Below are 25,473 nucleotides of genomic sequence, written 5' to 3' on the forward strand. Positions count from 1 at the left end.
TCCACTATGTGAAGAGCGAGCAGACCTTAATTATTCCTCGACCATTGAGATAGTATCTTTTTTTTCCTTCATTATCGACAAAGCTTTCAGCGAAACCCTCAGACCTGTACTTGTCTAGTATGCCTTCAATCTCATTAGGGTCTTTCTCCAAAAGCCTAGCCACTTCATCGCCGCGCCTTGCCAAATCAGCGGCTGTAGCGCACAGGTTATGGAGCGTCTGTAAAACTTTATCTGGAAACGGCAGCTCTTCTCTCATCTTCAAATAGCACCTTTCTGAAAAATAGTACGTCAACTTATCTTATAAAGACATGTGCGAAGTTTTAGAAAAGCATGGTTGCATCCTGTGTTTGCTTACTCGATATTTTATATCGTTTTTTAGCAACGGCAATCAGTGTTTTTCTTAGTTTTTCACCCTTGAGCCCTAAAGTTTTGGTTTCCTTAATCTTAGCAGAAAGGTCTTGATCTCTGAGCGAGTTTTTTGCCCACTTTTCAAAATCTCCATTGGCGACATGAAATTCTATGGATTTCGCGTTAACTTCTTTGAGTGAGGTTATGAAACCTTTAAGGCTCCAAGCCATAACACCCGTGTAACATTCCTTTCCAACGCCTGTATAGAACAAGAAAGGCTCGTTAGCGGTTAAGATTGAAATTCTCAACCTTGCCTCAAAATCGTTGAGCAGTGTCTGTGCCGCTACAAAAGCATCCATCGGCGACTCATAAGGGCTAAAGTAAGAGTGAACTTCTCCAGGTCCACCGCCTGCTGTGAACATGTAGTATAGGTGGTCGCTTGTTTGGAAGTCACGCCATAACCTAAGGAACTCGTTGTCTCCTGCCTCTTTGATGAGCGGCTCTAACCTGCGCAACGTGGTGTAATATGCCCATTGCATGACGTTGCCAAGCCATCCTGACTGGTCTCTTTGAATGTCAGCCCAAGAAACAGTGCTCGCACCTTCAGGGACATCAATTTCTCCTGCTGAAGCATGTTTAGCCACAACTTGAGAAGGCGTTACCATCTGTAAATGGTCATACTTTAAAATTTCATCAGGCAGATGCTGTAGGAAACTGTGGATGCCTGTTTCTGGCCAATGGTGTTCACCGAAGGTTTCGTAATCTGGGAAAATGTTGATGCATTCACCTTTTGTGGTTGCTAGCCACCTTGCGTATTTGTCAGCGGTCAGGGGCCACTCAGGCCACCACCGTGCTGAAAACCTAAAGCCAATATCATCGGTAAGCTTATAATTGCGGAGTAGAACGCGGATTTTTTTTGCGCCTTTTGGGGTGTAGATAAAGTTTGGTGATTTGTCGCCGAGAATTTTTTCTACGCCTTCGGTGTAGATGCCTTTGTAGCCCATGCTCTCAACTATTTTAGCGATTGCGTTGTTGTAGAGGAGTTCAGTGTTCTCAAAAACTTGTGGTGTGTACCCCAGCAAATCCTTGACGGCTTGCTTGTGCATGTGTACTTGCTCGATGAATTCTTCTTTTTCAGGGTAGAGACTAGCGATTGAGTGATAGTAGGTTTGATTTAAAAATTCAGCGTCCCCCGAAGCAGCAAGTTGCTTGAATGTTTCAAGCAGGTCTTTATTGAACATTTCACATTGCTCCAAAAAGACACCTGAAACGCTGAAGGAAAACTTGACTTTCTTTTGGGCGTGTTTGTGTCGGTCTATGAGGTCAAGGATTATCTGGTTTGAGGGAAAATAGCATTTTTTGGCTGCGCGATTGAAAATCTCCTTGTCATTCTCATTATCGAAATAGTAATCAAACAATTCATTCTTAGTTAAGCGCTTGAAAACTTTACCTTCCCAAAACAGTTTTCGCCTCAGCCTATGTGGCTGGTGAACCTCGAAGACAAACACAACATCCGTCATAACACTTCGACCTTAACACACAATATCTGAAGGTGCCTTATTTCTAATTTGCCTTAATCAAAGCACGCAAGGATTATTTTCTCACAGATACCAACGCAACTTTTGCTGTTAAGTCAGCTTTATTGCCAAAACTGAGTACAAATTGGTTGACAAAGCAAAGTTTTAATCGTTTCCATGTAACCATCTATAGTTGGCGGTTGAAAAAGTGGGAGACGCCAAAGAAGAGATTTACTCAACTATGTTTAGTTCGCTCAAGCATCCGGCACGCCGCAAAATTCTCCGAATCCTCGCCGACAAACCGTTGACTTTCTCCGAGATGCTTGATATACTGGGTGTCTCCAGCTCTAATTTGACGTATCATCTGGAAAACTTGGGTGAACTGGTTGCAAAAGATGACAACGGCGTTTACAAGCTCTCCACTTTTGGGCAAGCAGCCGTTGGCACGATGAAAATTGTTGAAGAAGCACCTGAAGTTCCGCCCAGAAGACGTACAGGGTTATCATTAAAGTGGAAGACAACGCTGGCAATTCTTCTTATTGGCATGATTGTGTTCGCAAGCGCGACTGCCATACAGTTTGGCGCCTTAAACCAAGCCACCAGCGAACGTGACAGCTTGCAGTCAAAGTATAATCAACTGCTAGCTTGGAGCACCAGCACAAACGATGTAATTCGTTTTCTACAAGATGTTGTTCAAATTGATACTTCCAAGTATGAAGCAACTCTTTTGAGCCGAACAGTCCAGCAGCGAGAGGACTTAGGCGGAACAGTAGAGGAGATTATGAGGTATGCGCTCACCAGCAGTACAAGCAAGATGGATTTGGTGTTAAGGTTCCGAAACAATCAGCTATCACGTTACCAAATCATCATGTTCGAGGGCTCACCAATTTATGCCAAAGCACAACCGCACAGCGTTCTAGATGCCGCAAAGAACTTACTGGGAAGGCTCATCGAATTCGAAGACACCGCGTACCTTGAAGACATGAGCGAGATACTATCACTGGTTAAGAACGAGCAGAATATCGAAATAAAAGAAGGCAACATCAAGCTCACCGCAACTTTCTCAGGAAGCAACGCAAGGATACTTTTGATGTACACAGAAAACAACGTTGACTACTCCCCTAAAAGTCTAAACTTGGTTTTTGAAAACCGCAATTTGATTGAGTTAACTGACGGCTGGTTCCTGTTCAAAGTCGGAAGCACAACCGTGAACATCTCAAGCGATAGAGCACTTGAACTGGCAACAAACGCCCTGAAAGGCTACAGCTGGACTGACGACGGCCAAACAGTATCAAACTTCAACGTACTCTCTGAGCAGACCTCAGTCGTATTTCACCCTAACACTAAAAACGCACTCGAACTCTATCCCCAGTGGACAGTTACCTTCTATCTAGACAAGGTTTACCCAGGCAACGTGAACAGCATAAAAGTCCAGTTGTGGGCAGACACAGGAGACATAGCACAGATAAAAACACAGAACAGCTGACTTTATTGTTCAACTTTTAACTGCTTGTCACGCTTCAAACGGATTATAGTAGCTAATTTTTGAGTATCGGCTTCTTTTGTATATCAAATACCCTACTAAACCGCCAATAAGTGGACCGACAGTAACACTGCCGATAATCCACGCTGGAAAAGTTAGCAAAGGGTTCCTAATCCCCACTTGCCCCAGCGCTACAATAAGTAATCCGCCTGCAAAGAACCAGACAGCTAAGCCTCCCATGGCTCCAGCAAAAATGATTGAGATTTTTGCCCCCAGCATTTGACGGTTAGCTGACCACATTGACCTTTTAACGCGTGCCCTCTCAGCTGCAACCAAAAAAACAAAACCTAAAACTGCCATCACAGTGTAGAGCACAAATCTGTCAAACGTAACAAGCCCAAGAAGATATAACGCAAAATTCAAACCCACCATTGCAGACGAAAACAGACTAACAACAATGAAGTAGCCTCGTGAAAACGGCGCCTCAATTTGCGACTGGCTTTTTCTTTCTCCAAACTCTTGCAACAAGTGAACAGCAAGTTTTCCCTTATCAGTTAAAACATAGAGGCCGTCTTCTTTCTTGATTATCAACTCGTTTAGGATCTTTAGATGATAATTCAGTTTTCCAGTACTGCTGATTTCAAGCCTGTTCATCAGTTCTGTGTAACTTAGGCTTTCTTTCTCATTTAGGAGCGTGATGATCTTTCTTCTTTTTTCGTCCTTCAGTACTTTATGTAGCGATTCAAGTCCCGATGACATGAGATAATGTGGGTGAGTTAGAAATTTAGGCTTTTTTGACTAAAAAATTTGTCACCTTTCGCGGCGTAGCTTAACTCGTTTTCTGTTTGGCTACTAAAACCTCATTTAGGGTTTCCTTCATTTTTCTCGCATCAATATCTAAAATGGGCGATTCACAAATCATGGTTGGATGCAACCCAAAATCTGCAATAACTTCGGCAAGCATGCGGAAGTCTGGTCCGTAACGTTTCTCATCTAAAGTGTGATGGCGTTTTTCTCCTTGACTAGTGAACTCAATGGCTGAGAAGTGACAGTGCATACCCCTGAGCGCTTCTGTTCCAAGCTGTTGTTCGACTTTCTCTGCTATTGCACGCATGTCCGCAGGGCTTTTGAATGCACCTTGATGCCGCGCGTGGAGGTGCCCCCAGTCGATTACAAGTTGTGTACCTTCCACTTCTTGGTTTATTGCGATGATCTCATCTATGCTGCCCACTTGAAACTTTCGCCCCATCGTCTCAGGACCAAGCTTGACTCTCAAACCAAGACTCCGCATTTCAGCACTGACCTCCTTTAGGGCATTAACACAAGTTTTGAAAGCGAACTCTTTTTCAAAACGCCCATAAAAGCCAGTGTGAAAAACCATAACGTACGCGCCCATCCAATCAGCAGCTGTGGCACCAGCAATTAAGCGCCGTTTACTTGCCTCCACAACATCCTTTTTTCCTGACAAGTTCACAAAATATGACCCATGCAAGCTGAGCCTAACATCGTTTTTACGTGCCTCTTCCCCCAGCTTTTCTGCGTCGTGCTGTTTAATTTGCGGTTTTGGACCCCACCGGACAGCTTGGTACTCAAAAGCGTCCAGCCCTTCCGCGCGCAGCAGTTTCGGCACGTCTGCCATTGTCGCGCCCATAAGCCTAAACATCGGAGGAACCCCTGCTGGACCAAAACGAGTATGCTCAGCCATGTAATCCCTCCTCATTACTGTGATGTTCTCTTTTAAAAAGATACACTAGTCCACATAGCTATGGCCAAAAGAAACCGGATATGCTTGGAATAGGCACAAAGAAGCGCACATAAACAGCCACAGCAATAATCCCAATCGTGATTGCTAACAATACGAAATCTCCGCGGTGCAACTGCAACAAGTACAGGTTGGTGCGTTTCTTCGCTGCGCCCCACGCGCGGGATTCCATGGCTTCTGCCAACTCAAGGCTTCGACGGATAGCACTAACAATCAGGGGTATTAAGACTGGTATATAGTTCCTTATTCTCTTGAGTAAGTTACCTTTTTCCAGTTCAAGACCTCGGGCTTTCTGTGCATCCATTATTGTTTGGGCTTCTTCTGCCAGAACGGGAACAAACCGCACTGCGGTTGTGAAGGCGAAAGCAAATTCGTAGGGCACACGCGACTCTTCCAGTGCTAAGCCTAAATGGTCTGGAGAGGTTGTTAGAAAGAAAACTGAGAAGGACTCAACAAGCACAACAAACCGTAAAGTCAGTGCAGACGCGTTTTCTATGTCAAAGGGAGTTAATTTGTATCCTGAAATGAAAAATGTGCTTGCAACGTTAATGATAAAGATGAATGCCGCAAGGAAAGTTGCTCCACGCAATGAGCGTAACCATTGCCTTTGAACCCGCGCTAAAAGGACAAAGGGTAATTGCATGAAGAAGAGCAACAGCAGAGGGATAACTTGGTAGAAGAGAATTGCAGCAATGAAAATTGCTATGACATAGATGAATTTCACACGTGGGTCCAAGTTGTGAATTGGGGAGTAGACTTTTCTGAACTTTAAGCCTTCAAAAACACTCATTGACGTTGCACCCCTCCCTTGGCTTTCAGAATTGTCTCTTTAGCCTCGTATATGTCGATGATGTCCTTGGGGAAACCCAGCGGTGACAGCTTTGTAAAGATTTGCGCTATCTGGGGCAGAACAACCGAAGACATTTCCAACAAGGCAGGGTCGGTGAGAATGTCTTTGCCAGCTCCGTCTGCGACGATTTTGCCTTCCTTCATGAGCACCACGCGGGGGTTGCATTCAGCTACAAACTCCACGTCATGAGTGACGATGACAACCGTTTTCTTTTGCGTTTGCATCTGCAGGATAAACTGGCGCAGTTTCTCTTTCTGCTCATGGTCTTGCCCAATCGTGGGTTCATCCAAAATCAGCATTTGCGGGTCCCAAGCCAGAACAGACGCCAATGCCACACGTTTCCGCTCGCCACCGCTAAGCAGAAAGGGTGAAGTCTTTCGGTACTGTTCTAGCGATAGAAGCTTTAGAGCCCAAGTAACCCGTTTCTCTATGACCTCTGGGTCCATGCCAAAATTTTTTAGAGCAAAGGCAATCTCCTCCTCCACTGTTTCGCTGAATAGTTGATTGTCTGGATTCTGGAAAACAAAGCCAACGTTTCTGGATAAGGCTGCAACGCTTGACTTAGTAGTTTCAACGCCGTCTACGCGAACGCTTCCAGATGTAGGCTTTAGTAAGCCGTTGAAGTGTTTGACAAGGGTTGATTTTCCAGCGCCGTTCTGCCCCATTATAGCAGCAAAGTCGCCGTCATTAATAGTCAGTGAGACTCCTTTGAGGGCTTCAACCTTACTAGGATAAGAAAAATGAACATCCTCAACCACTATCATTTAGGCGATAACGCCTCCAGCAATTGGTCAGCCAATTCTTCAGAAGACAGTGGCGTTGTGTTGCCTAGATTTAATCCATCCTTCTTTAGCATCTGGTAGAGCAAGGTTGCTTTGGGGATTCCAACGCCTATTAGGCGGGTTTCGTCTGTGCTCAGAATGTCGCGTGGGTTACCTTCAAGGCGCACTTTTCCTTCATCCATAACTAGGAGGTGATTAGTGTATTTTGCTGTTAAATCCAAGCGGTGCTCTACAAGGATAACAGTTATTCCCTGTTCCCTGTTGAGATTATAGATTACCTCAAAGATTTTCTCCGCACTGAGCGGGTCAAGAAACGAAGTCGGTTCATCTAAAACTATGATTTCAGGTTGCATGGCTAAAACCGCGGCAATCGCCACTCGTTGCTGCTGACCGCCTGAGATTTCGTGGGGTGAGCGTTCGCGGATGTCGTAGATGCCTGTTTGGTTTAGTGCCCAATCGACTCTTCTGCGCATCTCATCTCTTGGAACGCCGTTGTTTTCTAAGCCGAAAGCGACATCTTTCTCGATGGATAACGCGAAAAGCTGATTTTCAGGGTTCTGGAATACTAAGCCAACATGCCTTGCCATTTCATAAGTATGATGTTCAAGTGGATTGATTCCTGCAACAGAAATTTCACCCTTTAGTTCTCCCTGATAGAAGTGTGGAATTAAGCTGTTGAAGCATCGGCACAAACTTGTCTTTCCACAGCCGCTTGGGCCTGTAATTAGGACAAACTCGCCCTTCTCCACCGTGATAGAAACATCTTTGATGGATGGTTTAGTTGCGCCCGGGTAAGTGTAGGTGAGGTTTTTGGTTTGGATTATTGCCATGGTTTTTGTGCCTGTTCACCTTAACGTGAGAGTTTGCTCATTTAAGCGTAGCTACGCATTTTTGGTTATTTTCTGCTTTAAAAGAGAAAGACATTGTTTGAGTGCATCGTCGATTTTTCCTTTCCCGCTGACGCCTGCCGCCATAGCGTGCCCGCCGCCTATGCCCTGCAAATATTCGCCAAGCGGTGTGGCGATGTCGGTTCCCAGATGTACTCCTGTTTGTTCATGAAATTGGCGGATGGAACGTAGGCTCACTTCGATTTTGCCGTTTTTTTTGCCTGCGACAGCTGCCATGTGTGCGCCTAAGTCAACGAGGGCTTTTGCTGATGGGGCTTGGTAAGCGCTAACGTGTGAGAGGGCGATTATCCAGCCGTTGATTCTTATGATTTTGGCTCGTTTGCAGGCTTTGAGTTTGGCTAAGCGTTCTGAGGGGTCTATGGGCAGGGCGAACTGTGCTAGTGTTTGTTGTGCGTCTATGCCTTGTGCTACTAGTTTGGCTATGATTTCGAATGTTGGTGAGTTGGCTAAGGCGAAGTGTCTTGTGTCGAAGGCTATGCCTATGAATAGTGCTTTTGCTTCGTTGAGGGTTGGTGTGGTTTGTGCTTGGCTGAAGAGGTGGTAGATTAGTTCGCAGTTGGCTGCTGCTGTTTCGTTTATTATGCAGAGTTTGCAGATTTGTGTGGTTTCGGCGCTTGGGGCGTGGTGGTCGATGATTATTTTTGGTGAGGGTGAGTTTTTTATGGTGTCGGCGACTTCGTCTAGTTGTTCGATGGTGTTCATGTCTAGGAGTATTATGGTGTCGGCGGATTCGATGTTTGGTTTGAGGTTTACGGTTATGGGCATTTGTTCTAGGAGTTGTTTAGATGGTTTGTTGATTCCTTGTGGGCATCCGATTTCGGTGATGACGTGGGGTAAAAATCGTTTTAGTAGTCCCTGTAAGCCGTATGCTGAGCAGATGGCGTCGGCGTCTGCGCTTCGGTGGCATAGTAAGAGTATAAAGTTGGCTTTTTGTTCTTTTAGGAGTGTGATTAGTTCTGTGAAGCTCATTTTAGTTTTCTCAAAAAGTTTTCAATTGCCTTGTGGGCTTCGTTTGTGGCTTGTTTGACTAAGGTTTGTGGGTTTATGTTTTTTGTTTGTGGTGATAGTTCAAGGTTGATTTCGACTGTTATGTTGATTGGTTTTGTTCCGTTTGCTTCTACGCTGATGTCTAGGCGTTCGATGTTTTTGTTTGGGACTTTGGAGAGGATGTGTTTTCTGGCTGCGTTTTCTGCTGTTTGGCATAAAGTTTCGATTTGCTCGGTGGTTAGTTCTGGGATGTCCAGTTCTACCATCAAGCGTTCGCCTTTTTTAGGAGGAGGGTTGACCTGCGACTGGGCTTAGGTCTTCTTGTAGTTTGGTTTGGGCTTCTTTGACTTGGCTGCGTACGCGTTCTTCTTGTCTTGCTAAAACGGTGCTTCTTGTTTCTAGGAGTTCTTTGCGGTCGATTAGGTCTTGGTTTACTTTTGGTTTTTCTGCTTTTACTAGTAGTGAGCCGACTGCTTTGTAGATGGTTGCGTTGTCGGCTGTTTTTTGTAACTCCGCTAGTGTTTGTTCTACTTCGGTTTTTTCCATTTCGACTTGTTGTTTTTGTGCGATGATTGTTTGTAGGGTTTGTTGGAGTTGTTGGAGTCTTAGGAGTCTTTCTTGGACGTTAGGTGGTAATTTTGAAAGTTCGTCGCTCAAATCTTTATCCTTCCGTATCCAGCATTACGGGGAGCTCTTAATTAAGTATTTCCGACTCTTTTTTTCTGTGGTTGTTGTTTGTGTGGTGGTTTGTTGCTTTGCGGTTGACCCTATCCCCCTATTTAAAGGGGTTTTTTTCTTGGTGTGAGTGTGGATGCAAAAGACCGCCGAAGAAATCGCAAGAACAGCAATTGGTTAGGACAATGTGTTTTGGGCGCTAGCATGGCCCATAGGGTTTTTTCTTTCGCCCGTCAGCTAAACCAAGCCTGAACGCGTCCTATAAACAATTTTGCGACTTAAAATAACGATTAAAAATGGCTGATTATTGAAAGGAGCTTTCAACCGCTACGATAACAGTGTTGGGTTTGGCGTTTACTACGTACATGACGGTTGCGACCAAAAATTTACCACGTACATTCCAACAGCCCTCCCTTGTACGTAGTAAACAAAGCCTGGAGCCCTTGCAATGTACGTAGTAAACAGGCTTTGCTCTGCCGCGAGCCCCCCTCCCCCTATAAAAAGCAATTTGGACGGTTTTACTACGACCATCAAAGAGCCAACTGGGGCTGCCTTGGAGAATTTCACCACGACCATCCACGCGGGGCAATATGCCGTAATGGTCGTAGTAGCGTACGGTCGCAGTAAAAAGTCAACATGCTAATGGCTTAAAAAACCGCCAATAGCACCTACCCCTCTATAGGTTTGTACATAGAACCTCTAATAGGCTCCAAATATGCTTGCTCCATAACGGTGCAGGGCGCAGATTTCACCTACCCCTCTATAGTTTCTGCATAGAATTCCTAATAGCATCCAAATAGGATACTAATAGACGCCAAATAGGTTGGTGAGCTACGCAAAATTGCGTACAACCTTCGCCCTTATACGGTTTAGAGGCAAAGTTTTATCTTTCAACACTTCGTATGGCTTTGACATGGATCGCAAGTTAGCATTAGAGCAAGTATCCGCTTTAGTGAATAAATACCAAGAAAATCAAAAATGGAAGGATTGCAAAGTATAATGAAGAAATGACAAAGAAGGACTTTATCCTTCCACTGTTTGAGGCTCTTGGCTGGAATACTTCAGATTCAGCTGAAGTCTCAGCAGAAGAGGGCGTCTCTGGCAAATTGTGCTGTACAAGATTTTTTGAGGGGCTTTGAATAATTGTTAAATATACGTGAAAAGAATAGTGGAAGTGACTACTATGACCTCTGAAGCTGAGCTTAAAGAAATTCGGAGTCTACTTTTAGAATTAAACAGGAAAGTGCAAGGGCTAAATGAATTAGTCGAAGAAAGACTAATCGGTTATGAAAAACCCACTAAAGACGACATTGCAGCTATAGAGGAATACGAAGCGGCAAAGCGAAACAAAAAGTTGTCCCTTGAACCTTTGAGTGAATTAACCAAAGGGAACTAAACTTTGCCCAGATACAACGTTTTCATTGAAAGCAAAGCTAAAAAACAATTCAAAAAGATACCAAAAGACCAGCAAACACGCATCCTCACAGCGCTCAATACCCTAGAGACTGAGGGATTGTCAAACAAATTAGACATCAAGAAACTGCAGGGCTACAGGTACCACTACCGAATCAGAATTGGGAAACTTGTCAGAATACGTTTTGAGCTTTCTGCAGACCGAACAATAATCGTTTACTCAATCTCTACACGCGAAAAAGCATACAAGTAGCTAACTGTGAGTTAAACAGAAAGAATTCTCTAAGCCGGCTGAACCGCAACAGAAGGTTACGTTTTATTTAGTGGGTCTTTTATTGTTAGGGTTGTGTTTTTGTAGGTTATTTTTTGGTGTTTTAGGAGTGTTTTGTCGTGGGTGTAGAGGGTTGGGGTTTTGTTTGATAAGCAGTTGGCGATTATGAGGGCGTCTCTTCCGCCGAGGTTATACTGGATGGATAAATCAAGGGCTATTGTGCTGGTCTTTCTTGTTTGATTATAGAACTCAATGTAAGGGTTTCTTAGTAGCAGTTTTATTGCGTGTGCCGCCTCTTCCCGATGCCATTTTTCAGCAAAAACCAAAACGTGATAGGCTTCGTGGATAACGGTTGGGTTTATTGCTGCCTTATTGTCTGGGGATAGGTTGAGCAGTAAATCATTTAGCAGTTTGTTCTCGGGATAATCCTCATCCAAGGCATAGCAGATGATGTTGGTGTCTAAGCCAACAATCATTCTTCGCCCTTCCAAATGGACTTCATCTGCTCAGGTGTCCAATGCTCTGGTTTTCCTGTTCGCTTATGCTTGGATTTTATGACTTTACGCAGTTCTTCAACGGGGTCTTCTTTTTTGCCAGGCAACAGCAAAAAGCCTTCAGGGGTTCTTTTTATGGTTGCAATGTCACCTATTTCTTCTCGGATTTCTGCTGGTATGCAGATTCTGCCTTTGGAATCTACTTTTACATTGACCTGCTCAACTAACTCCACATTTATCCCACACCTATAGTGGGAAACGGATAGATTTAAAACTTCCCAAACCCCAGCCAACACCCCGAAAGAAGAACCGGGCAGGTTTGGTTCGATATGTTTTTTACGTTAAATCGTCATGCTATCTGTGTGAGCCCCGTTTGGTCAAACTCAAAGGATTCCAAAAATTAACACTAACAGACAAAGCCCTGCAAAACTGGCTGGGTGCACTGCAACTTGGCAAACCCAAAACCACCCTTGTGCCGTTGCAAGAAGCACTTGGACGCGTTTTAGCCCAAGACCTAATTGCCCAAGAAGATTTGCCCAGATTTGACAAGTCTGCAATGGATGGGTACGCGGTGAAGTCTGCTGATTTGGTTGGTGCCACACAGTTCAAGCCTGCAGTGCTCAAGCTTACAGACGCAGAAGAAGTCGGGGCTGGACAGGCTAAGCAGATTTGGACAGGCAACCCGATTCCGAAAGGCGCAGACGCCGTAGTCATGCTGGAAAAAACCACCCAAAAAAACGGCGAACTCAAAGTTACCACACAACTTGCGCCACAAGACAACGTTTCCAAACACGGCGAAGACATCAAAAAAGGCGAAACCGCCATCAAAGCAGGCACACGACTAAACCCATACCACATTGGCTTAGCCGCAGCTTTAGGCTACACCCAACTCCCAGTAGCTGAGAAACCAAAAATCGCCATACTCGCAACAGGAAACGAAATCGCCGAAACAGGAACCAAACGTGCACCAAACCAAATTTACGACTCAAACAAACCCATGCTCGTTGCCATGTGCCAAGAACTCGGCGCACAAACAACCGACCTAGGCATCGCCAAAGACAACACTGACGAAATCGCCCAAAAAATCCAACAAGCACTAAAAACCAGCGACGCCATCATCACAACAGGCGGAACCAGCGTCGGCGGATTAGACCTAGTGCCAGACGCAGTCAACAAACTGGGCAAACCAGGCGTAATCGCACACGGCATGGCGCTTCGACCAGCAATGCCCACGGCACTGGCTGTTTTGGAAGGAAAACCAGTGTTGATATTGTCAGGCAACCCAGTGGCTTCTGTTATCGGGTTTGAAGTGTTCGGCAGACCGCTAATTTGCAGGATGCTGGGGATGCCTAAAGAAGAACCACGACCAATCGTTAAGGCAAAAATGGCAAGAAGAGTTGCAAGCGCCTTGGGAAGAAAAACTTACGTGCGCGTCCATGTTGCGCTGAAGGATGGCGAGTTGGTCGCTGAGCCTGTGAGTGCGAAGGGTTCAGGAGCCATATCCACCATGACAACAAGCAACGGCTACCTCATCGTCCCAGAGAACCGTGAAGGCGTAAGCGCAGGCGAAACCGTAATCATCCACATGTTCGGCAACTTGGAGGCTGCATAATGTTTAGAAAACTCATGACATACGAAGAAGCAAAACAAACCATCGAAAAACACTTCGCACCCGCATTTTTAGGCGAAGAAGAAACCGTCCTCATCGAAGCATACAACCGCGTCCTAAACGAAGACATAGTTTCTACCCTTGATATTCCGCCGTTTAACCGCTCAACAGTTGACGGCTACGCAGTAAGAGCCCAAGACACCTACGGAGCAGACGAAAACGAACCCGCAACACTCAAAGTCACTGGAGTAGTGAACATCGGCGAGGAACCCACCGTTAAAGTCGGCAAAGGCGAAACAGTGGAAATCGTCACGGGCGCAGTGATTCCCCAAGGCGCAGACGCAGTAGTCATGGTAGAAGACACCGAACGCGAAGACGACCAACTAAACGTTTACGGCGCCGTCACGGCAAACGAGAACGTCATGAAAAAAGGCTCAGACATAAAAAAAGGACAAACCGTGCTGCGCAAAGGGCAAGTTCTAGGCGCCAGCGAAATAGGCATCCTAGCCGCTTTAGGCAAAACAAAAGTCAAAGTCCTAAAAATCCCAATGGTTGCAGTTCTGTCCACAGGCGGAGAAGTCACCGAGCCAGGCAAAGAATTGCCAGCGGGAAAAATCTACGACATCAACGCCTACAGCATAAGCGCAGCCGTAATTGAAAGCGGCGGAAAACCCGTCTACTTCGGCGTAATCCCAGACGACAAAGAGGCACTGACAAAGGCACTGCAGACGGCTTTGGCCTCCGCAGACATGGTCATAACCTCAGGCGGCGTCTCCGTTGGCCCACGCGACTACACACCACAAATTGTTGATTCACTGGGCAAGCCTGGACTTGTCGTCTACGGAATCGCAGTGAAACCCGGCAAACCCACGACGGTTGCGTTTGCAGGCGAAAAACCCGTGTTTGCCTTGCCAGGGCATCCAGCGTCAGCATTGCTGATTTTTATTCTGTTCGCTAGACCTTTGATTCAGCGTTTAGCAGGCAGACCAGTGAGCAACATGAAAACTGTTCGGGCGTTCGCGGGCTCCAGAATGTTTAGCGCAAAGGGCAGACGAACCTTTGTTATGGTGCGGTTAGAGTTTGATAGAGACTGCCGTTTGATTGCTTCACCTGTGGAGTCAGGTGCTTCCGGCGCAATTACCACGCTAGCTGGCGCTGACGGGTTTGTTGAAATCGGCGAGAACGAGCAGTTTGTGGATGCGGACCAAGAGGTTGAGGTTGTCCTCTTTCGCGGTTCCGCCGCAAAACCGTAAGGTCAGACTCTTCTCTTGAGCAGGAGGTATATCGTAAATAGCCATGTGAGCGCGACATAGGCAATCATGCTTAACGCTACAAGTGCGTTGCTGAAACCTACAGAGTAGAGCGTGAAGAGGGCAAACGCTGAGGCTGTGAAGAATAGAATGGCGATTAAACATGGTGCCCAACCCCTCTTGGTGAACATGCTGTAGGCGGCGATTAGGCTGATGATGCCTATTGCGCCTATGTGTGGTGGGAAACCTGTCAGGGGTAGAGAAGCCAGCAGGAGAATTCCTGTGATAGCATAGAAGGCTATTGAGGCTAACTCTATGCGGTTGAATCTTTGCAGTTTGGTTGCTATGGACACTTTTGCTTCGCCTTTACTTTATGCTTTGAGGGTTCAATTAATAAATATACTGCCTTTGGCTTTAGCGAAAGAGTTTAGAGCAACCCAACTGAATACCTCATAAGAGGATTGAAAATCTGCAATGAGCAACCTTGAATTGTTCACTTCGCAAACGAACGTTTTTAGTGGTTTCCAAGCGCCTTTTGAAAAAGCAAAGTATGTCATATTCGGTGTGCCGTTTGATGCCACTAGCACTTACCGTGTCGGCGCAAGGTTTGGTCCAAACGCTATTCGTCAAGCATCCTTAAACATTGAAACCTACAGTTTCCGTAGCGGCATAGATGTTGAGGATTTAGCGTTGTACGATGCGGGTGATTTGCATGTTTCTACTGATGCCCAGAAAACTGTTGACATGACTAAGCTTGTGGTTGAGGACATTTTGGCTGCTGGCAAGATGCCTGTGGCGTTGGCTGGGGAACACACGGTTACGCTTGGGATTGCTAAAGGTTTAGGCGCCAAAGCCTCCAAAACAGCGATTGTGAGTTTTGATGCACATTTGGATTTACGCTCTGAGTTCATGGGTTTAACTTTATCTCATACCACGTTCATGCAGTTGATTAGTAAAACTGTGAAACCTGCAAAAATAGTTGAAGTTGGAACTCGCTCAGTGTGCAAAGAAGAGTTATCTTACGCTAAGAAGACGGGCGTGGACTTTTTCACTTCCCAACAAATCATCAAGCAAGGCACTGAGCCAATTATTGAAGAAGTGAAAAGGATACTAGAGCCGTACGAAAACGTTTACTTGACAGTAGATATGGACGTGCTTGACCCCGCCTTTGCGCCAGCAGTGCAGAACCCGGAACCTGAAGGAATCAGCCCCACAGCGCTCTTAGATATTGCCTGCGCATTATGCGATAAACGAGTAATCGGCTTTGATGTTCTTGAGATTGTGCCAGTCTATGACCAAGGGGTTTCAGCGGTGGTTGCAGCAAAAGTAGTTTTTGAGATGCTGTGCCAGCTGGAAAAATCGCGCAAAAAATAAATTTGTGCTCATATGGCGAAAGCATTGAATTTCAACAGCAAGCCCCTGTCGCAAGAATCATCCGTATTTCTCAATATTGTTCGCGTGACTGCCTGTGAGCTTGTTGTTTTATGCCATTTCCTAACACGGTATCAACCAGTTCCTTGGGATGCACTGTTTCGCTTGGGAAGCACGATGGGCGGAGTGGCTGTGCTTTTGTTTTTTGTTCTCTCAGGCTTGTTGGTTTCCTATTCCTTGTTTAACAAGTTAGGCAATAGTGAGTATCGGTTTAGGCATTTTTTTGTTGACAGGTTTAGCAGAATTTATTCTGGTTTGGTGCCTGCTCTGCTGTTTGCAGCTGTCTTGGCTGTGATGATGTACGTCACGAATTACGGTTACTTTATGGAGTTGTGCACTATGCAGTCGATGCCTTCACCATTAAACTTTGCCATGACACTTGGAATGTTGGAGCAAAGATTTCCATCGGATTTTTTCAACTCGCTCCTCTCTCCCATTGGTTTTTCACCAGCTATCCCTGATGTTACAGCTTTTGGTTTCAACGGCATCCTCTGGACTCTGGTTGTTGAATGGTGGATTTATATGATATTTGGCTGGGTTGTTATCGGTTCGCTTGCGTTGGCTGGAAAGCGAAAAAGAGGCAATGGTTACAAGGCTACTTTTTTGGTTGTTGCGGCTTTGTTGAGCTTGCCTCTCGTGGGAATGTTTGAGCAGAGCAGCAGTTTGATAATCGTCTGGTTTGTGGGAGTTGTCATGATGCTTGCAATCAGTAGTAAAACAGTACGGACAAAACTATCGAATCCTCTCGTCATCAGAGCGTTAGGAGTGCTTTTTGGTTTGTCTCTGATAAGCGCTTTTTTGGCGGCATATGTAGCGTTTGCTTGGACAAACCAGTTCTATGACCTTTCATTGGGAGTAGCACTATCAATGAGCGTGTTTCTTGGTGTTCTCCTCTTTAACGCTGGCGGCTTTAAGAAAACCCTAAATCTGTTGGCAAGTAGCCGCATTGCCAAGTGGTCAGCAACAGGAGCAAGTTTCTCCTACACGCTTTTCCTAACACACTATCCGATAATCATTTTTCTCGCAGGGTTACACCTGCCTTTTAACCGATTCTTAATGTTAATCCCCATACTGCTCATTACAAACGTTACTGCCTTCTGTTTGGCACGTTTCACAGAGCAAAAGCACAAGGCAGTTGCAAGAACAATCAAAAGATGGCTAAATATATCCGAGTGCTAAAACTGAATCCAGATAATCATAGTGCAGGCAGGATAGTTGGCAATCCTTGTCCTCTTAGAGACATATTTGACACTCTCACGCATCCAATTAACCATCAAGACCGCTTGGAGAAAGCCATAAACGAACATCTTTAGGCACGACACATTCTGGAATGCGGTGATAACCCTGAACAAGTTTGCGGACAGCTTGAAGTTTGCAGCATGGATTTTTTCAGAGGTTTTGGTTTATCCAAACAAACATCTATGCTGTTAAAGCTTGTTTTTCAAGTAAAGTTTCAAGCAGTAGTATAGTAGTGCATAGGTCGTTGGGACTCCCACGATGATGCTCCTCGCTGCCGCATTAAACCCTTGCATAAAGCCCCTTTTTCTAAATTGAATGACTGCGTAGAATAGAAAGTACGCTGGGAAAATCAAGCTTACCCAAAGGTTTAGGATGAAAACACCGATAACTGTTAAAAATATTGCTGGCATATAACCAACATAGAAAATATATCGCTTGTTTGTTAGCAAAAACTTTCCAACAGATGAGTAGTCGCCACTGATTTCCTGGGCTTGGACGAGCGCTTTTTTTCTGATGCCTCGCAACGCTTTTTTGAGGGGCATGTCGAAGGCATAGATGTCGCTTTGTGGTCTGTTTGTGTTAACGTCGAAGCCGATAATGTTTCGGGTTTCAAGAATTTTGAAGCCCAGCTTGTTTGCTTTTGCGGAAAAGTCTCTGTCCTCATAGAAAGTGTAGTCAGGGTCAAACGCCACGTATGACAGCACTTTCTTTGAGATTAAAGTGTTGCCTAATACGCCCGCTTGCGGCATCTTAGATTTGTCTTGATGTAGATTATTTTTCCATTCTTGCCATTTGGTATTGACTTCCTCCGCTGAGGAGACTGTGACTTCTTTAACAAATGAATAGACGATGTCGACGTTCTCTTTTTTTAGAATCTCTAATGTGCGGGTTACTGCGGTTGGTTCCATGATGACATCGCTATCCCAGAAGAGTAAATAGTCGCCTTTCATGTTCTGGATGCATAGATTTCTTGCTTCAGGTATGTTCGTGTCTTTTACGATTACTTGGTAGCCGTTAAAGTCAGATTCGGATAGTAATTCTCTGGCTATTTCTGCCGTTTGGTCTTTGCTCTTTCCATCAACCACGACCACAAATAACCTGTCATGTGGATAGGTTTGGCTTTGCAGCGCCTGTAGCATCCGCTTAATTATCCATTCTCTGTTTAGAACAATAATACCGACTGTTATCAGAGGCAGATCTTGCTGGTTGGGTGGAAGCATGCTTCTGGCTATATCTTTTTAGAATTATAAAAGCATTAAGTTGCCAAATCTGGGCCAGTCGTGGAGAAATCTTTAACATGTCCAAACGTTCAATAAAGTATTAAGACCGCTTGGAGAAAAACCTGCATGAGTATCATTAGCCACGACACTTTCTGGAACGCCGTAGTCACAATGCCCATGACTAAGAAAATGCTCCAGCTGTCCCTCAAAAAATGCGGTGCATGCGGCAGAACTGTTCTGGAAGCGGCACTAGACGACTACGCAGGCAAAACTGACCGAAAATGCGACAAGTGTAGCGGACTCTATTCTCAGATTATTGGTTTCTGGGTTGAATTTTTGCGCAGAGGTCTCGGCTTTAAGCGAGCTAAAGTTGAGAAACTCTTAACTGACCGCTATGCGCGAAGGGCTGTTTTGAATCTGGTTCGTTCATTTGCTTATTTTGGCATAAAAAAACCCATGTCGCTTTGCGCGCCGTTTTTGGTGGTTTGGGATTTCACTCACAAATGCAACCTTCAATGCAAACACTGCTACTCCAACAGCGGTGCAGTTCAAGAAGAAGAATTAACGACGCAACAAGCGTTGGCAGTTGTTGACCAATTAGCTGACGCAGGTGTTACCGCATTAGCATTTTCAGGCGGCGAACCCCTCACAAGAAAAGACTTTTTCCAAATTGCAAGGCACGCCGCTGACCGCGGACTCTACGTGTCGGTTGCAACAAATGGCACCCTGTTAACCAAGGAAAACGTGCGAAATCTCAAGCAAGCCAAAGTTAACTATCTAGACATCAGCATCGACGGAGCCTCAGCAAAAACTCACGACGAGTTCCGAGGAGTAGAAGGTGCATTCGATAAAGCAGTAGCAGGACTAAAAAACTGTGTAGAAGCCGATTTATGCGTCTGCATAGCCACAACCGTCGGCAAGAATAACATGGAAGAGTTGCCTGCCATCATCGATTTAGCAGAACAAATGCAGGCGGAACGCTTCACCTACTTCAACTTTATCCCGACTGGGCGCGGCAAAGCACACTACGACCAAGACCTCTCCGCTGAAGAACGCGAAAAAATCATGCGCTACTTGCTCAACCGCATGTCAGCAGGTTGCAAAACCACCATCCTAACCACGGCGCCCCAACTTGCTCGTGTGGCACAGCAATGTCAAGGTCCAAGCGGAACAGGCGAAGTAGTGATGTCTATGGCGCACATGCAAACCGTCAAAGTCACCAAAAAGGCTGTGCCGCTGGCAGATTTCATCGGGGGATGCGGAGCAGGCAGACTCTACTGTTCCCTTTCACCACAAGGCGACGTGCACCCGTGCGTGTTTCTGCCCGTGAAAGTGGGCAACCTAAAAACCGAGAAGTTCCAAGATGTATGGCTGAACGCTCCGCTCTTTAACGCTTTCCGAAACAGAGCAAACCTCAAAGGCTCATGCGGAAGATGCGATTACAAGTTCATCTGTGGCGGTTGCCGAGCGCGTTCAGCAGCATACCATAACGGCGACATGCTTAACGGTGACCCAGGCTGCATAATGGGAGTGAAAGGTGCCAAAAGTGCCTGACGCCAAGCAGAAAACCGTTAAAATTTTTCGAGCAAAAGAGGACATAAGCGATATTCTAAAAGAAGCCGTTGCTAACGCAGGTTTGCAGGGCAAACGCAAGATTTTCATCAAACCCAACTTGAGCCACCCAGAATACTTGCCTGGGGTCGTGACCTGCCCAGAATTGATGCGGGACTTGGTGGGTTTGCTTCGAGACGGCAACAGCAAAGTCATAGTGGGCGAATCCAACGGATTCAACTACCCATGCTGGACAGCCTTTGACAAAACAGGCGTGCAAACCGCAGTCAACGAAGCAGGCGGAGAAGTCATCAACCTCTCCGAAGACAAAGTCGTCGAAGTAAAATTCCAAACCAACACACCCCTCAAACGGCTGTTTCTGCCCAAAACCGTCCTTGACGCGGACGCGGTTGTTGATTTGCCGCTTATGAAAACTCATGAGTTCACAGCCTACAGCGGAGCCATCAAAAACCTCTTCGGCTGCGTCCCAAGCAACAAGCGCATCTATTTGCACCCGTACTTGCCAGAGGTTTTCTATCGCCTCTACACCGTGTTTAAACCGCAGTTAACCATCATGGACGCCAGAATCGGCATTGAGGGCAACGGTCCAACCAAAGGCAAACCCGTCAAAATGAACCTGATGCTCACCAGCAATGACGCATTAGCCATCGACATTGTATCTGCCAAAGTTATGATGCTAAATTGGAAGGACACTTATCTTGGGTACATCGCCAAAAAAACAGGCTTGCAAGAGCAAGACATCCAAATCAACGGTTTGCAAGTAGCACAAGTAGCGCATAAATTTGAGCCACCCAGAATCGACTTACCCGTGAAAGCACAAATGATGATTTACCAGCATGAATACCTAACCAAACTGCTCTTCTGCTCACTGGACGTGGTTAAGCTTTTCCAGAAGGTGACCGTGGCTTACCGTGGCGAAAGCGCGCAAATCGGTTAACTTAACACTTCATTATAGACTGCTATCGCGTCTTTGACGACTATTCGCCAGTCAAACCGCTCCAAGATTGTTTTCCGCGCCTGCACGCCCATCTCTGCTGCCTCTGCTGGGTGCTCAAGCAAATACAAAAGTGCGTTTGAGAATTGTTTGGAGTTGAATGGTTCAACTAAGAGCCCGTTTTTGCCGCTCTGGATTGTTTCTGGTATGCCTCCCACAGTGGTTGTGACTACAGGCAAGCCAGTTGACAGCGCCTCCAACACCGCGAAGGGATGATGCTCATAGAAAGTAGAGAAGGCGAAAACGTCTGCGGCTTGGTAGAGCTTGGGCAATTTCTTGTCAGGGTAGTAGCCAGTGAAGATGATGTTGTTTTTTACGCCGAGTTTTTCCGCGTGGGTGACGAGTCTGCGCATCTCGTCGCTTTGCCCCTTGCCTGAAATGATGAACTTGACTTTTGGGAAGCGTTTGATTACGGCAGGCATGCTTTCGATTAGGGTGAACAAGCCTTTGCGTGCATAGAGCCTGCCCACTGACACGATTGCTATATCGTCTGGGTTAAAGCCTAATTCCGCTTTGATTTTGCGCTTATCTTGGGCTGGCTTGAACTTGTTAGTGTCTACGCCGTTGTGGATGACGCGTATCTTGCTTTGAGGTATCTTGTAGTAGTTTGTGAGTTCCCACTTTGTAAAGTGGCTAACTGCAATGATTTTTCTTGCCCTAGACAACATGCCTTCTTCGAAAAACCTCAAAAACCCGTTGAAACTCACCATGAACTTCTCGTTCGCATTCAAACGCAGGTAAGGTTCGCCGCGGATGGCTTGTGCTTCACCCTTCCACGTTGAATGAACCGTGCAAACAAGGGTTTTTCCAAAGTTTGATGGCACTGCAAAGCTAGGAGTCAGCGGCAGTTGGGGATGCATTATGTCCACGTTTGCGGTGTCGCGGACGCTTTGGAGTTTTCGGTAACTGCTACCGGCAAGCATGAAAGATTTTACTATGGGCATTTTTGGAATCTTCAAAAAAGAAACATCTATCTGCGGGTTGACTTTGACGTCTTGGGTTTTGTTTGAACCCGTGACAACGTAGATGCGGTAGCCATTTTTGAGGAGCTCATTAGATAAGTAGTACACGTAGGAGCCTGTTCCGCCTGTAAGAGGCCAATACTCAGGTGAGATAAAGCAGACTTTAGGCGGCATCACTTATTCCTCCCAGCTAGGTACCGAGCCGATGTTATGACTGCGCCGACAAACCACGCTGCAGACCGCACAAAATAAAGCACAACAAGCCGCATAGCCGACCAGTCATGAAACTTGAGAGAGATTTTGACCGCTGAGTAAACGAAGTAAACAAGCATCGCCAGCAGAACCAGTCCTGAGCCAACCCAGAGTGACCTAAACAGTGGAACAATTCCCAACAGAAACAGCGCCAAAGCCGCCAAAAGCAGTACAGGCTGAATATTCATGCCCACATCCGTGATTTCATCGCCCCGTGCTAAGCGCCCGTGTTTGAAGTAGAGTTTTAGCGTGTTCTTGCCGTACTGCAGTTGCTGCCGATAGTACGCCTTAAGCGTTGGACGATTAAAATGATAGCAAACCACGCTGGGCTCGTAAGCGATTTTGTAGCCTTTGGCGCTTAGGCGAAAACCCAAGTCCGTGTCATACTGGCTCGGCAAGTTTTCGTCCCATCCGCCTGCCTCCTCAATAACCGAGCGTTTCAAAAGCAGGTTCATGGTGGCTATGCGTCCAGTGTACTTGCCGATGCGCTGGTAGCGGGTTTTGATGTCGTAGCCGATGGCTCTTGCCCACGGATTGCTAGTGTTCCATGTCTCGATGGTACCGCTAACCCCTGCCACCTGCTCTTCGCCAAGATGGGGCACGAGTTTTCGGAGCCACTGCGGCTCGACTTTTGCGTCAGAATCAACGAAACCCAGAATAGGATGCTGGGCAATTTTGAGGGCGTAGTTGTATGCGGCGGGGCAGTTTAGGCGAATCGAGATTACTTTGACTGGATATTGCTCTGCGATTTTGACGGTGTTGTCTTTGCTTTCGCCGTCCATAACAATGATTTCAAAGTTTTCTTGAGGGTATTCCTGCGATAGGAGGGATTTTAGGCACTCCGCTATGGTTTCTTGGTTGTTGTAGCTGGCGACGATGATTGAAACCTTGGGCAGTGCTTGCTCAGCCATTTTGCTACCCCCTAAAACGTGCAAGCATAATTGAGTAGAGAATTTTTGAGCCATCCCACATTGGGTCAACGCCCGAGTGCCCGTACGTGCGCTGCTCAAAACTAATCGGCACCTCTGATACGCGGAAACCAGCTCTGACGGTTTTGACAAGCATTTCTGATTCTATTTCGTATTCTCGCGCGTACAGTTTTTGTTTTTCTATGACTTCCCGTTTCATAGCTCGGTAGCCCGACTGGGAATCAGTGATGGCTACGCCCGTGAACGCTTCGATTAGGCGGTTGAAGATTTTGACACCGAAAGCGTTGATTCTGCGCGTCGCCACATGTTTGTGATTGAGGTAGCGGGAGCCGATAGTTAAATCCGCCTCGCCATGTAGAATAGGCGCTAAAATTTCAGGCAATTCTTCGGGGAGGTGGGAGCCGTCTGAGTCGATGGTGACTACAATGTCGCCTTTGGCTTTGGCGAATCCAGCACGGAGCGCATAACCTTTGCCTAAATGCTGAGTTAAAGTAAAAACTCTTGCGCCGCGTTTTTTGGCTGCTTCGAGCGAGTTGTCGTATGAGCAGTCATCGATAACAATTATTTCAAAGTTCAAGCCTGTCTGCTGCGCGGCGACTTTTACGCGGTCAATTATGTTGCCTATGGTTAATTCCTCGTTGTAAACAGGAATTATTATGGAAAGCAGCATTTGCTGGTGGCTCATTTGTTTATGAAGCTTCATGGAAGACCTTATAAAGTTTGGCTACTCCAACTTTGTAACCAATTGAACGGCAGAAAGAGGTTAGAAATGCAAAGCACCCTTAACAATCAAGCCTATGCTGACAGAAAATTGTGGTTTTCCATGTGGTTTCTTGGGGCAATTGTTACTTTTGGCGCTGCTTTTTTTCCGATGTTTTATCGCTTAGTTGAGGGCAGAAACAAACACTTCCAGAAAGAGGCGGAAATAGAAAAGCAAATAGCGGATTATTTGAAAAGTCAAGGGAAAGAGCCGCCAAAAAAAAGCAATACCCCTGTGAAAGTGATGAATGCGAAGGCGTGGGCTGCAAGCATCATCTTTGTCGTGCCCGTTTTTGTCATAGTTTACTTATTGTCCAAGGATTTGGTAGAGCATGAACAGAATCAGGACGCCTTCCTTGCGGCTGCTTTTCCCGAGCGCATGTTTATGCCGCAGACCATACCGATAACAAAATATGCCTTGGTCACGTTAGTTACGCTGGGCGTGGGAGTCATCTATTGGCTATACAAGGTTGTCAACTTGTATAACGCTCACTTTAAAGCACACTCAATAGTAGAGAAAGAAATCAGCAGGTTAATGGAGGAACAAAAAGTTGTCGAGCACATGTAAAAAACGCCGTTTCGTCAGCCATGGCGGAGACATCTGGGGTTTCAGCCGAAAATACAACATACCCCTAGAAGAAGTGCTCGAGTTTAGTGGACCCATAAACTTTCTAGGCCCTTCCCCCAAAGCGTTGCAAGCTGCAAAAGACAACGCTAAATTAATCCGTTATTATCCTGACCCAAACCCCGTGGAGTTTAAAGAGCAAATTGCCAAGTACGTTGGGCACAGTGTTGAAGAAAAAAACATTCTCTTAGGTAACGGGTCAATTGAGCTAATCTACACAATAACAGAGATTCTGCCGCGAGGCTTTAAGGCGCTGATTCCTGTGCCTTCGTTTTCTGAGTACGAGAAAGCGGCGCTTCGCGTCGGCGGCGAGCCAGTGTTCATTCAACTGCCAGAGAATTTTTCGTTGGAAATTGACAAAATCAAAGAAGCTGTGACTGATGAGACGCGGATACTGTGCATATGCAACCCGCATAGCCCCTCTGGAACACTCTATGGCAAAGATGAACTATTAGACCTTGTTGAGTTCTGTCAAAAGAAAGACGTCATCTTCAGCATAGACGAGAACTACATTGAATTCGCCGAGAAAGGCGAAGCGACAACGCTTGCAGGCATGGTTAAGAAGTATGAGAACCTTTTCGTCATTCGTTCAGTCACCAAGTTTTATGGCATGCCGGGAATCCGCTTCGGCTACGGCATCGGCGCACAGAACCTCATTGACAAGTTGGAAAACATGCGGTTGCCATGGAGTATTAACGCTTTAGCTGGCGCGGTAACTCTGGCAGCCTTCAACGACACGGAGTTCATAGAGAACACCAAGCAAACCATCGCCAAAAATCGAGAAGCCCTCGCCCAAGCCCTCAGCGAAGTCGTGGGTTTACGTGTGTATCCGTCCGTGACTAACTTTTTGCTTGTAAAAATCCTGAACCGAAAAATCACATCTACCATGCTAAAGGAACTGCTGGCTAAAGAGTACATCCTCATCCGTGACTGCTGCACCTTCATGGGCATGGACGACAGTTACTTCAGAGTCACCGTTCGCTCAGCAAAAGACAACCAGAAACTGGTAGAAACAATCAAGCACATACTAAGCAAAAACTAAATTGCACAACATATTTGTATCCTAATAGTGGTTCTATGCAGAAACCTATAGGGGGTATGTGTTATTGGCGCTTTTTCAGGTCAATAAATGTAGTATGTG

29 protein-coding genes are annotated in these 25,473 nt (G+C 46.0%); 12 read left to right on the plus strand and 17 right to left on the minus strand.

The genetic code is table 11. From position 1 onward, the window contains the following. Nucleotides 1–4 precede the first annotated feature (4 nt). Together NWE95_10610 and NWE95_10615 are read right to left on the minus strand one after the other, a co-directional pair. Nucleotides 5–256 (minus strand): hypothetical protein, encoded by a 252-nt coding sequence (locus tag NWE95_10610; GenBank protein ID MCW4004350.1) that lies wholly within the window; start codon nt 254–256, stop codon nt 5–7. Nucleotides 257–320: 64 nt separating this feature from the next. Then, the gene (locus NWE95_10615; GenBank protein MCW4004351.1) at nt 321–1,868 is read right to left on the minus strand and encodes a DUF5752 family protein; all 1,548 of its coding nucleotides are present in this window, start codon (nt 1,866–1,868) and stop codon (nt 321–323) included. A gap of 190 nt (nt 1,869–2,058) precedes the next feature. Here NWE95_10615 and NWE95_10620 point away from each other — a divergent pair, with 190 nt between their 5' ends. After that, nucleotides 2,059–3,351, plus strand: a complete 1,293-nt coding sequence (locus NWE95_10620; protein MCW4004352.1) for a winged helix-turn-helix domain-containing protein — start codon at nt 2,059–2,061, stop codon at nt 3,349–3,351. Between the two features lie 27 nt (nt 3,352–3,378). Here NWE95_10620 and NWE95_10625 read toward each other — a convergent pair whose 3' ends face one another. From NWE95_10625 to NWE95_10660, 8 genes are all read right to left on the minus strand, one after another. After that, nucleotides 3,379–4,107, minus strand: coding sequence for a winged helix-turn-helix domain-containing protein (locus NWE95_10625; GenBank protein MCW4004353.1), 729 nt, complete (start codon nt 4,105–4,107; stop codon nt 3,379–3,381). Between the two features lie 70 nt (nt 4,108–4,177). Beyond that, nucleotides 4,178–5,053: a TIM barrel protein gene (locus tag NWE95_10630; GenBank protein MCW4004354.1), complete on the minus strand. Its 876-nt coding sequence runs from the start codon at nt 5,051–5,053 to the stop codon at nt 4,178–4,180. Nucleotides 5,054–5,111: 58 nt separating this feature from the next. After that, nucleotides 5,112–5,900 (minus strand): energy-coupling factor transporter transmembrane protein EcfT, encoded by a 789-nt coding sequence (locus NWE95_10635; GenBank protein ID MCW4004355.1) that lies wholly within the window; start codon nt 5,898–5,900, stop codon nt 5,112–5,114. Continuing rightward, nucleotides 5,897–6,724, minus strand: coding sequence for an energy-coupling factor ABC transporter ATP-binding protein (locus tag NWE95_10640; protein ID MCW4004356.1), 828 nt, complete (start codon nt 6,722–6,724; stop codon nt 5,897–5,899). The genes NWE95_10635 and NWE95_10640 overlap by 4 nt, the downstream gene beginning before the upstream one ends. Continuing rightward, nucleotides 6,721–7,572: an ATP-binding cassette domain-containing protein gene (locus tag NWE95_10645; GenBank protein MCW4004357.1), complete on the minus strand. Its 852-nt coding sequence runs from the start codon at nt 7,570–7,572 to the stop codon at nt 6,721–6,723. Before NWE95_10645 ends, NWE95_10640 begins: the two co-directional genes overlap by 4 nt. 51 nt (nt 7,573–7,623) lie before the next feature. After that, nucleotides 7,624–8,619 carry a DHH family phosphoesterase gene (locus NWE95_10650; GenBank protein MCW4004358.1) on the minus strand — a complete coding sequence of 332 codons (996 nt, stop codon included), beginning with the start codon at nt 8,617–8,619 and terminating at the stop codon, nt 7,624–7,626. Then, the gene (locus NWE95_10655) at nt 8,616–8,903 is read right to left on the minus strand and encodes a DUF3194 domain-containing protein (GenBank protein MCW4004359.1); all 288 of its coding nucleotides are present in this window, start codon (nt 8,901–8,903) and stop codon (nt 8,616–8,618) included. The genes NWE95_10650 and NWE95_10655 overlap by 4 nt, the downstream gene beginning before the upstream one ends. Nucleotides 8,904–8,919: 16 nt before the next feature. Next, nucleotides 8,920–9,294: a prefoldin subunit beta gene (locus NWE95_10660; protein MCW4004360.1), complete on the minus strand. Its 375-nt coding sequence runs from the start codon at nt 9,292–9,294 to the stop codon at nt 8,920–8,922. A gap of 1,025 nt (nt 9,295–10,319) precedes the next feature. Between NWE95_10660 and NWE95_10665 the strand changes: the two genes are divergently transcribed. From NWE95_10665 to NWE95_10675, 3 genes are read left to right on the plus strand one after another with little or no spacing between them, the layout of a single operon-like run. Continuing rightward, nucleotides 10,320–10,451, plus strand: coding sequence for a hypothetical protein (locus NWE95_10665; protein ID MCW4004361.1), 132 nt, complete (start codon nt 10,320–10,322; stop codon nt 10,449–10,451). Between the two features lie 44 nt (nt 10,452–10,495). After that, on the plus strand, nt 10,496–10,708 hold the full coding sequence (locus NWE95_10670; protein MCW4004362.1) for a hypothetical protein: 213 nt from the start codon (nt 10,496–10,498) through the stop codon (nt 10,706–10,708). A 3-nt stretch (nt 10,709–10,711) separates the two neighbouring features. After that, nucleotides 10,712–10,978 carry a type II toxin-antitoxin system RelE/ParE family toxin gene (locus NWE95_10675; GenBank protein ID MCW4004363.1) on the plus strand — a complete coding sequence of 89 codons (267 nt, stop codon included), beginning with the start codon at nt 10,712–10,714 and terminating at the stop codon, nt 10,976–10,978. Nucleotides 10,979–11,034: 56 nt separating this feature from the next. Here the strand turns inward: NWE95_10675 and NWE95_10680 are convergent, their stop codons facing one another. Together NWE95_10680 and NWE95_10685 are read right to left on the minus strand one after the other, a co-directional pair. Beyond that, the gene (locus NWE95_10680) at nt 11,035–11,472 is read right to left on the minus strand and encodes a PIN domain-containing protein (protein MCW4004364.1); all 438 of its coding nucleotides are present in this window, start codon (nt 11,470–11,472) and stop codon (nt 11,035–11,037) included. Then, entirely contained in the window at nt 11,469–11,723 is a 255-nt protein-coding gene (locus NWE95_10685) for a hypothetical protein (GenBank protein MCW4004365.1), read from the minus strand. The genes NWE95_10680 and NWE95_10685 overlap by 4 nt, the downstream gene beginning before the upstream one ends. Before the next feature lie 140 nt (nt 11,724–11,863). Here NWE95_10685 and NWE95_10690 point away from each other — a divergent pair, with 140 nt between their 5' ends. After that, the gene (locus NWE95_10690; GenBank protein MCW4004366.1) at nt 11,864–13,102 is read left to right on the plus strand and encodes a molybdopterin molybdotransferase MoeA; all 1,239 of its coding nucleotides are present in this window, start codon (nt 11,864–11,866) and stop codon (nt 13,100–13,102) included. Beyond that, nucleotides 13,102–14,352, plus strand: a complete 1,251-nt coding sequence (locus tag NWE95_10695; protein ID MCW4004367.1) for a molybdopterin-binding protein — start codon at nt 13,102–13,104, stop codon at nt 14,350–14,352. Before NWE95_10690 ends, NWE95_10695 begins: the two co-directional genes overlap by 1 nt. Before the next feature lie 2 nt (nt 14,353–14,354). Here the strand turns inward: NWE95_10695 and NWE95_10700 are convergent, their stop codons facing one another. Beyond that, nucleotides 14,355–14,702 (minus strand): hypothetical protein, encoded by a 348-nt coding sequence (locus NWE95_10700; GenBank protein MCW4004368.1) that lies wholly within the window; start codon nt 14,700–14,702, stop codon nt 14,355–14,357. Between the two features lie 121 nt (nt 14,703–14,823). On the opposite strand from NWE95_10700, the gene speB reads away from it, so the two are divergent. Both speB and NWE95_10710 read left to right on the plus strand, forming a co-directional pair. Beyond that, a complete protein-coding gene (speB, locus tag NWE95_10705; GenBank protein MCW4004369.1) occupies nt 14,824–15,723 on the plus strand; it encodes an agmatinase in 900 nt (299 codons plus the stop codon). A gap of 12 nt (nt 15,724–15,735) precedes the next feature. Continuing rightward, nucleotides 15,736–16,959, plus strand: a complete 1,224-nt coding sequence (locus NWE95_10710; GenBank protein ID MCW4004370.1) for an acyltransferase — start codon at nt 15,736–15,738, stop codon at nt 16,957–16,959. A 248-nt stretch (nt 16,960–17,207) separates the two neighbouring features. On the opposite strand, the gene NWE95_10715 is transcribed toward NWE95_10710, so the two are convergent. After that, the gene (locus NWE95_10715) at nt 17,208–18,239 is read right to left on the minus strand and encodes a glycosyltransferase family 2 protein (protein MCW4004371.1); all 1,032 of its coding nucleotides are present in this window, start codon (nt 18,237–18,239) and stop codon (nt 17,208–17,210) included. A gap of 126 nt (nt 18,240–18,365) precedes the next feature. On the opposite strand from NWE95_10715, the gene NWE95_10720 reads away from it, so the two are divergent. Continuing rightward, entirely contained in the window at nt 18,366–19,793 is a 1,428-nt protein-coding gene (locus tag NWE95_10720) for a radical SAM protein (protein ID MCW4004372.1), read from the plus strand. Beyond that, the gene (locus tag NWE95_10725; protein ID MCW4004373.1) at nt 19,786–20,748 is read left to right on the plus strand and encodes a DUF362 domain-containing protein; all 963 of its coding nucleotides are present in this window, start codon (nt 19,786–19,788) and stop codon (nt 20,746–20,748) included. The genes NWE95_10720 and NWE95_10725 overlap by 8 nt, the downstream gene beginning before the upstream one ends. Here NWE95_10725 and NWE95_10730 read toward each other — a convergent pair. Genes NWE95_10730 through NWE95_10740 form a run of 3 tightly spaced genes read right to left on the minus strand, consistent with a single transcriptional unit; the run spans nt 20,745 to nt 23,618 of the window. Then, nucleotides 20,745–21,941, minus strand: coding sequence for a glycosyltransferase family 4 protein (locus NWE95_10730; protein MCW4004374.1), 1,197 nt, complete (start codon nt 21,939–21,941; stop codon nt 20,745–20,747). The two genes, NWE95_10725 and NWE95_10730, sit on opposite strands and share 4 nt — an antisense overlap. Next, nucleotides 21,941–22,930 carry a glycosyltransferase gene (locus NWE95_10735; GenBank protein ID MCW4004375.1) on the minus strand — a complete coding sequence of 330 codons (990 nt, stop codon included), beginning with the start codon at nt 22,928–22,930 and terminating at the stop codon, nt 21,941–21,943. The genes NWE95_10730 and NWE95_10735 overlap by 1 nt, the downstream gene beginning before the upstream one ends. Before the next feature lie 4 nt (nt 22,931–22,934). After that, nucleotides 22,935–23,618 carry a glycosyltransferase family 2 protein gene (locus NWE95_10740; protein MCW4004376.1) on the minus strand — a complete coding sequence of 228 codons (684 nt, stop codon included), beginning with the start codon at nt 23,616–23,618 and terminating at the stop codon, nt 22,935–22,937. Between the two features lie 99 nt (nt 23,619–23,717). Between NWE95_10740 and NWE95_10745 the strand changes: the two genes are divergently transcribed. Beyond that, nucleotides 23,718–24,275, plus strand: a complete 558-nt coding sequence (locus NWE95_10745; protein MCW4004377.1) for a hypothetical protein — start codon at nt 23,718–23,720, stop codon at nt 24,273–24,275. Continuing rightward, nucleotides 24,259–25,374, plus strand: a complete 1,116-nt coding sequence (locus NWE95_10750) for a histidinol-phosphate aminotransferase family protein (GenBank protein ID MCW4004378.1) — start codon at nt 24,259–24,261, stop codon at nt 25,372–25,374. The genes NWE95_10745 and NWE95_10750 overlap by 17 nt, the downstream gene beginning before the upstream one ends. Nucleotides 25,375–25,473 lie beyond the last annotated feature (99 nt).

This window comes from Candidatus Bathyarchaeota archaeon, from assembly GCA_026014725.1.
Lineage (GTDB): Archaea > Thermoproteota > Bathyarchaeia > Bathyarchaeales > Bathycorpusculaceae > Bathycorpusculum.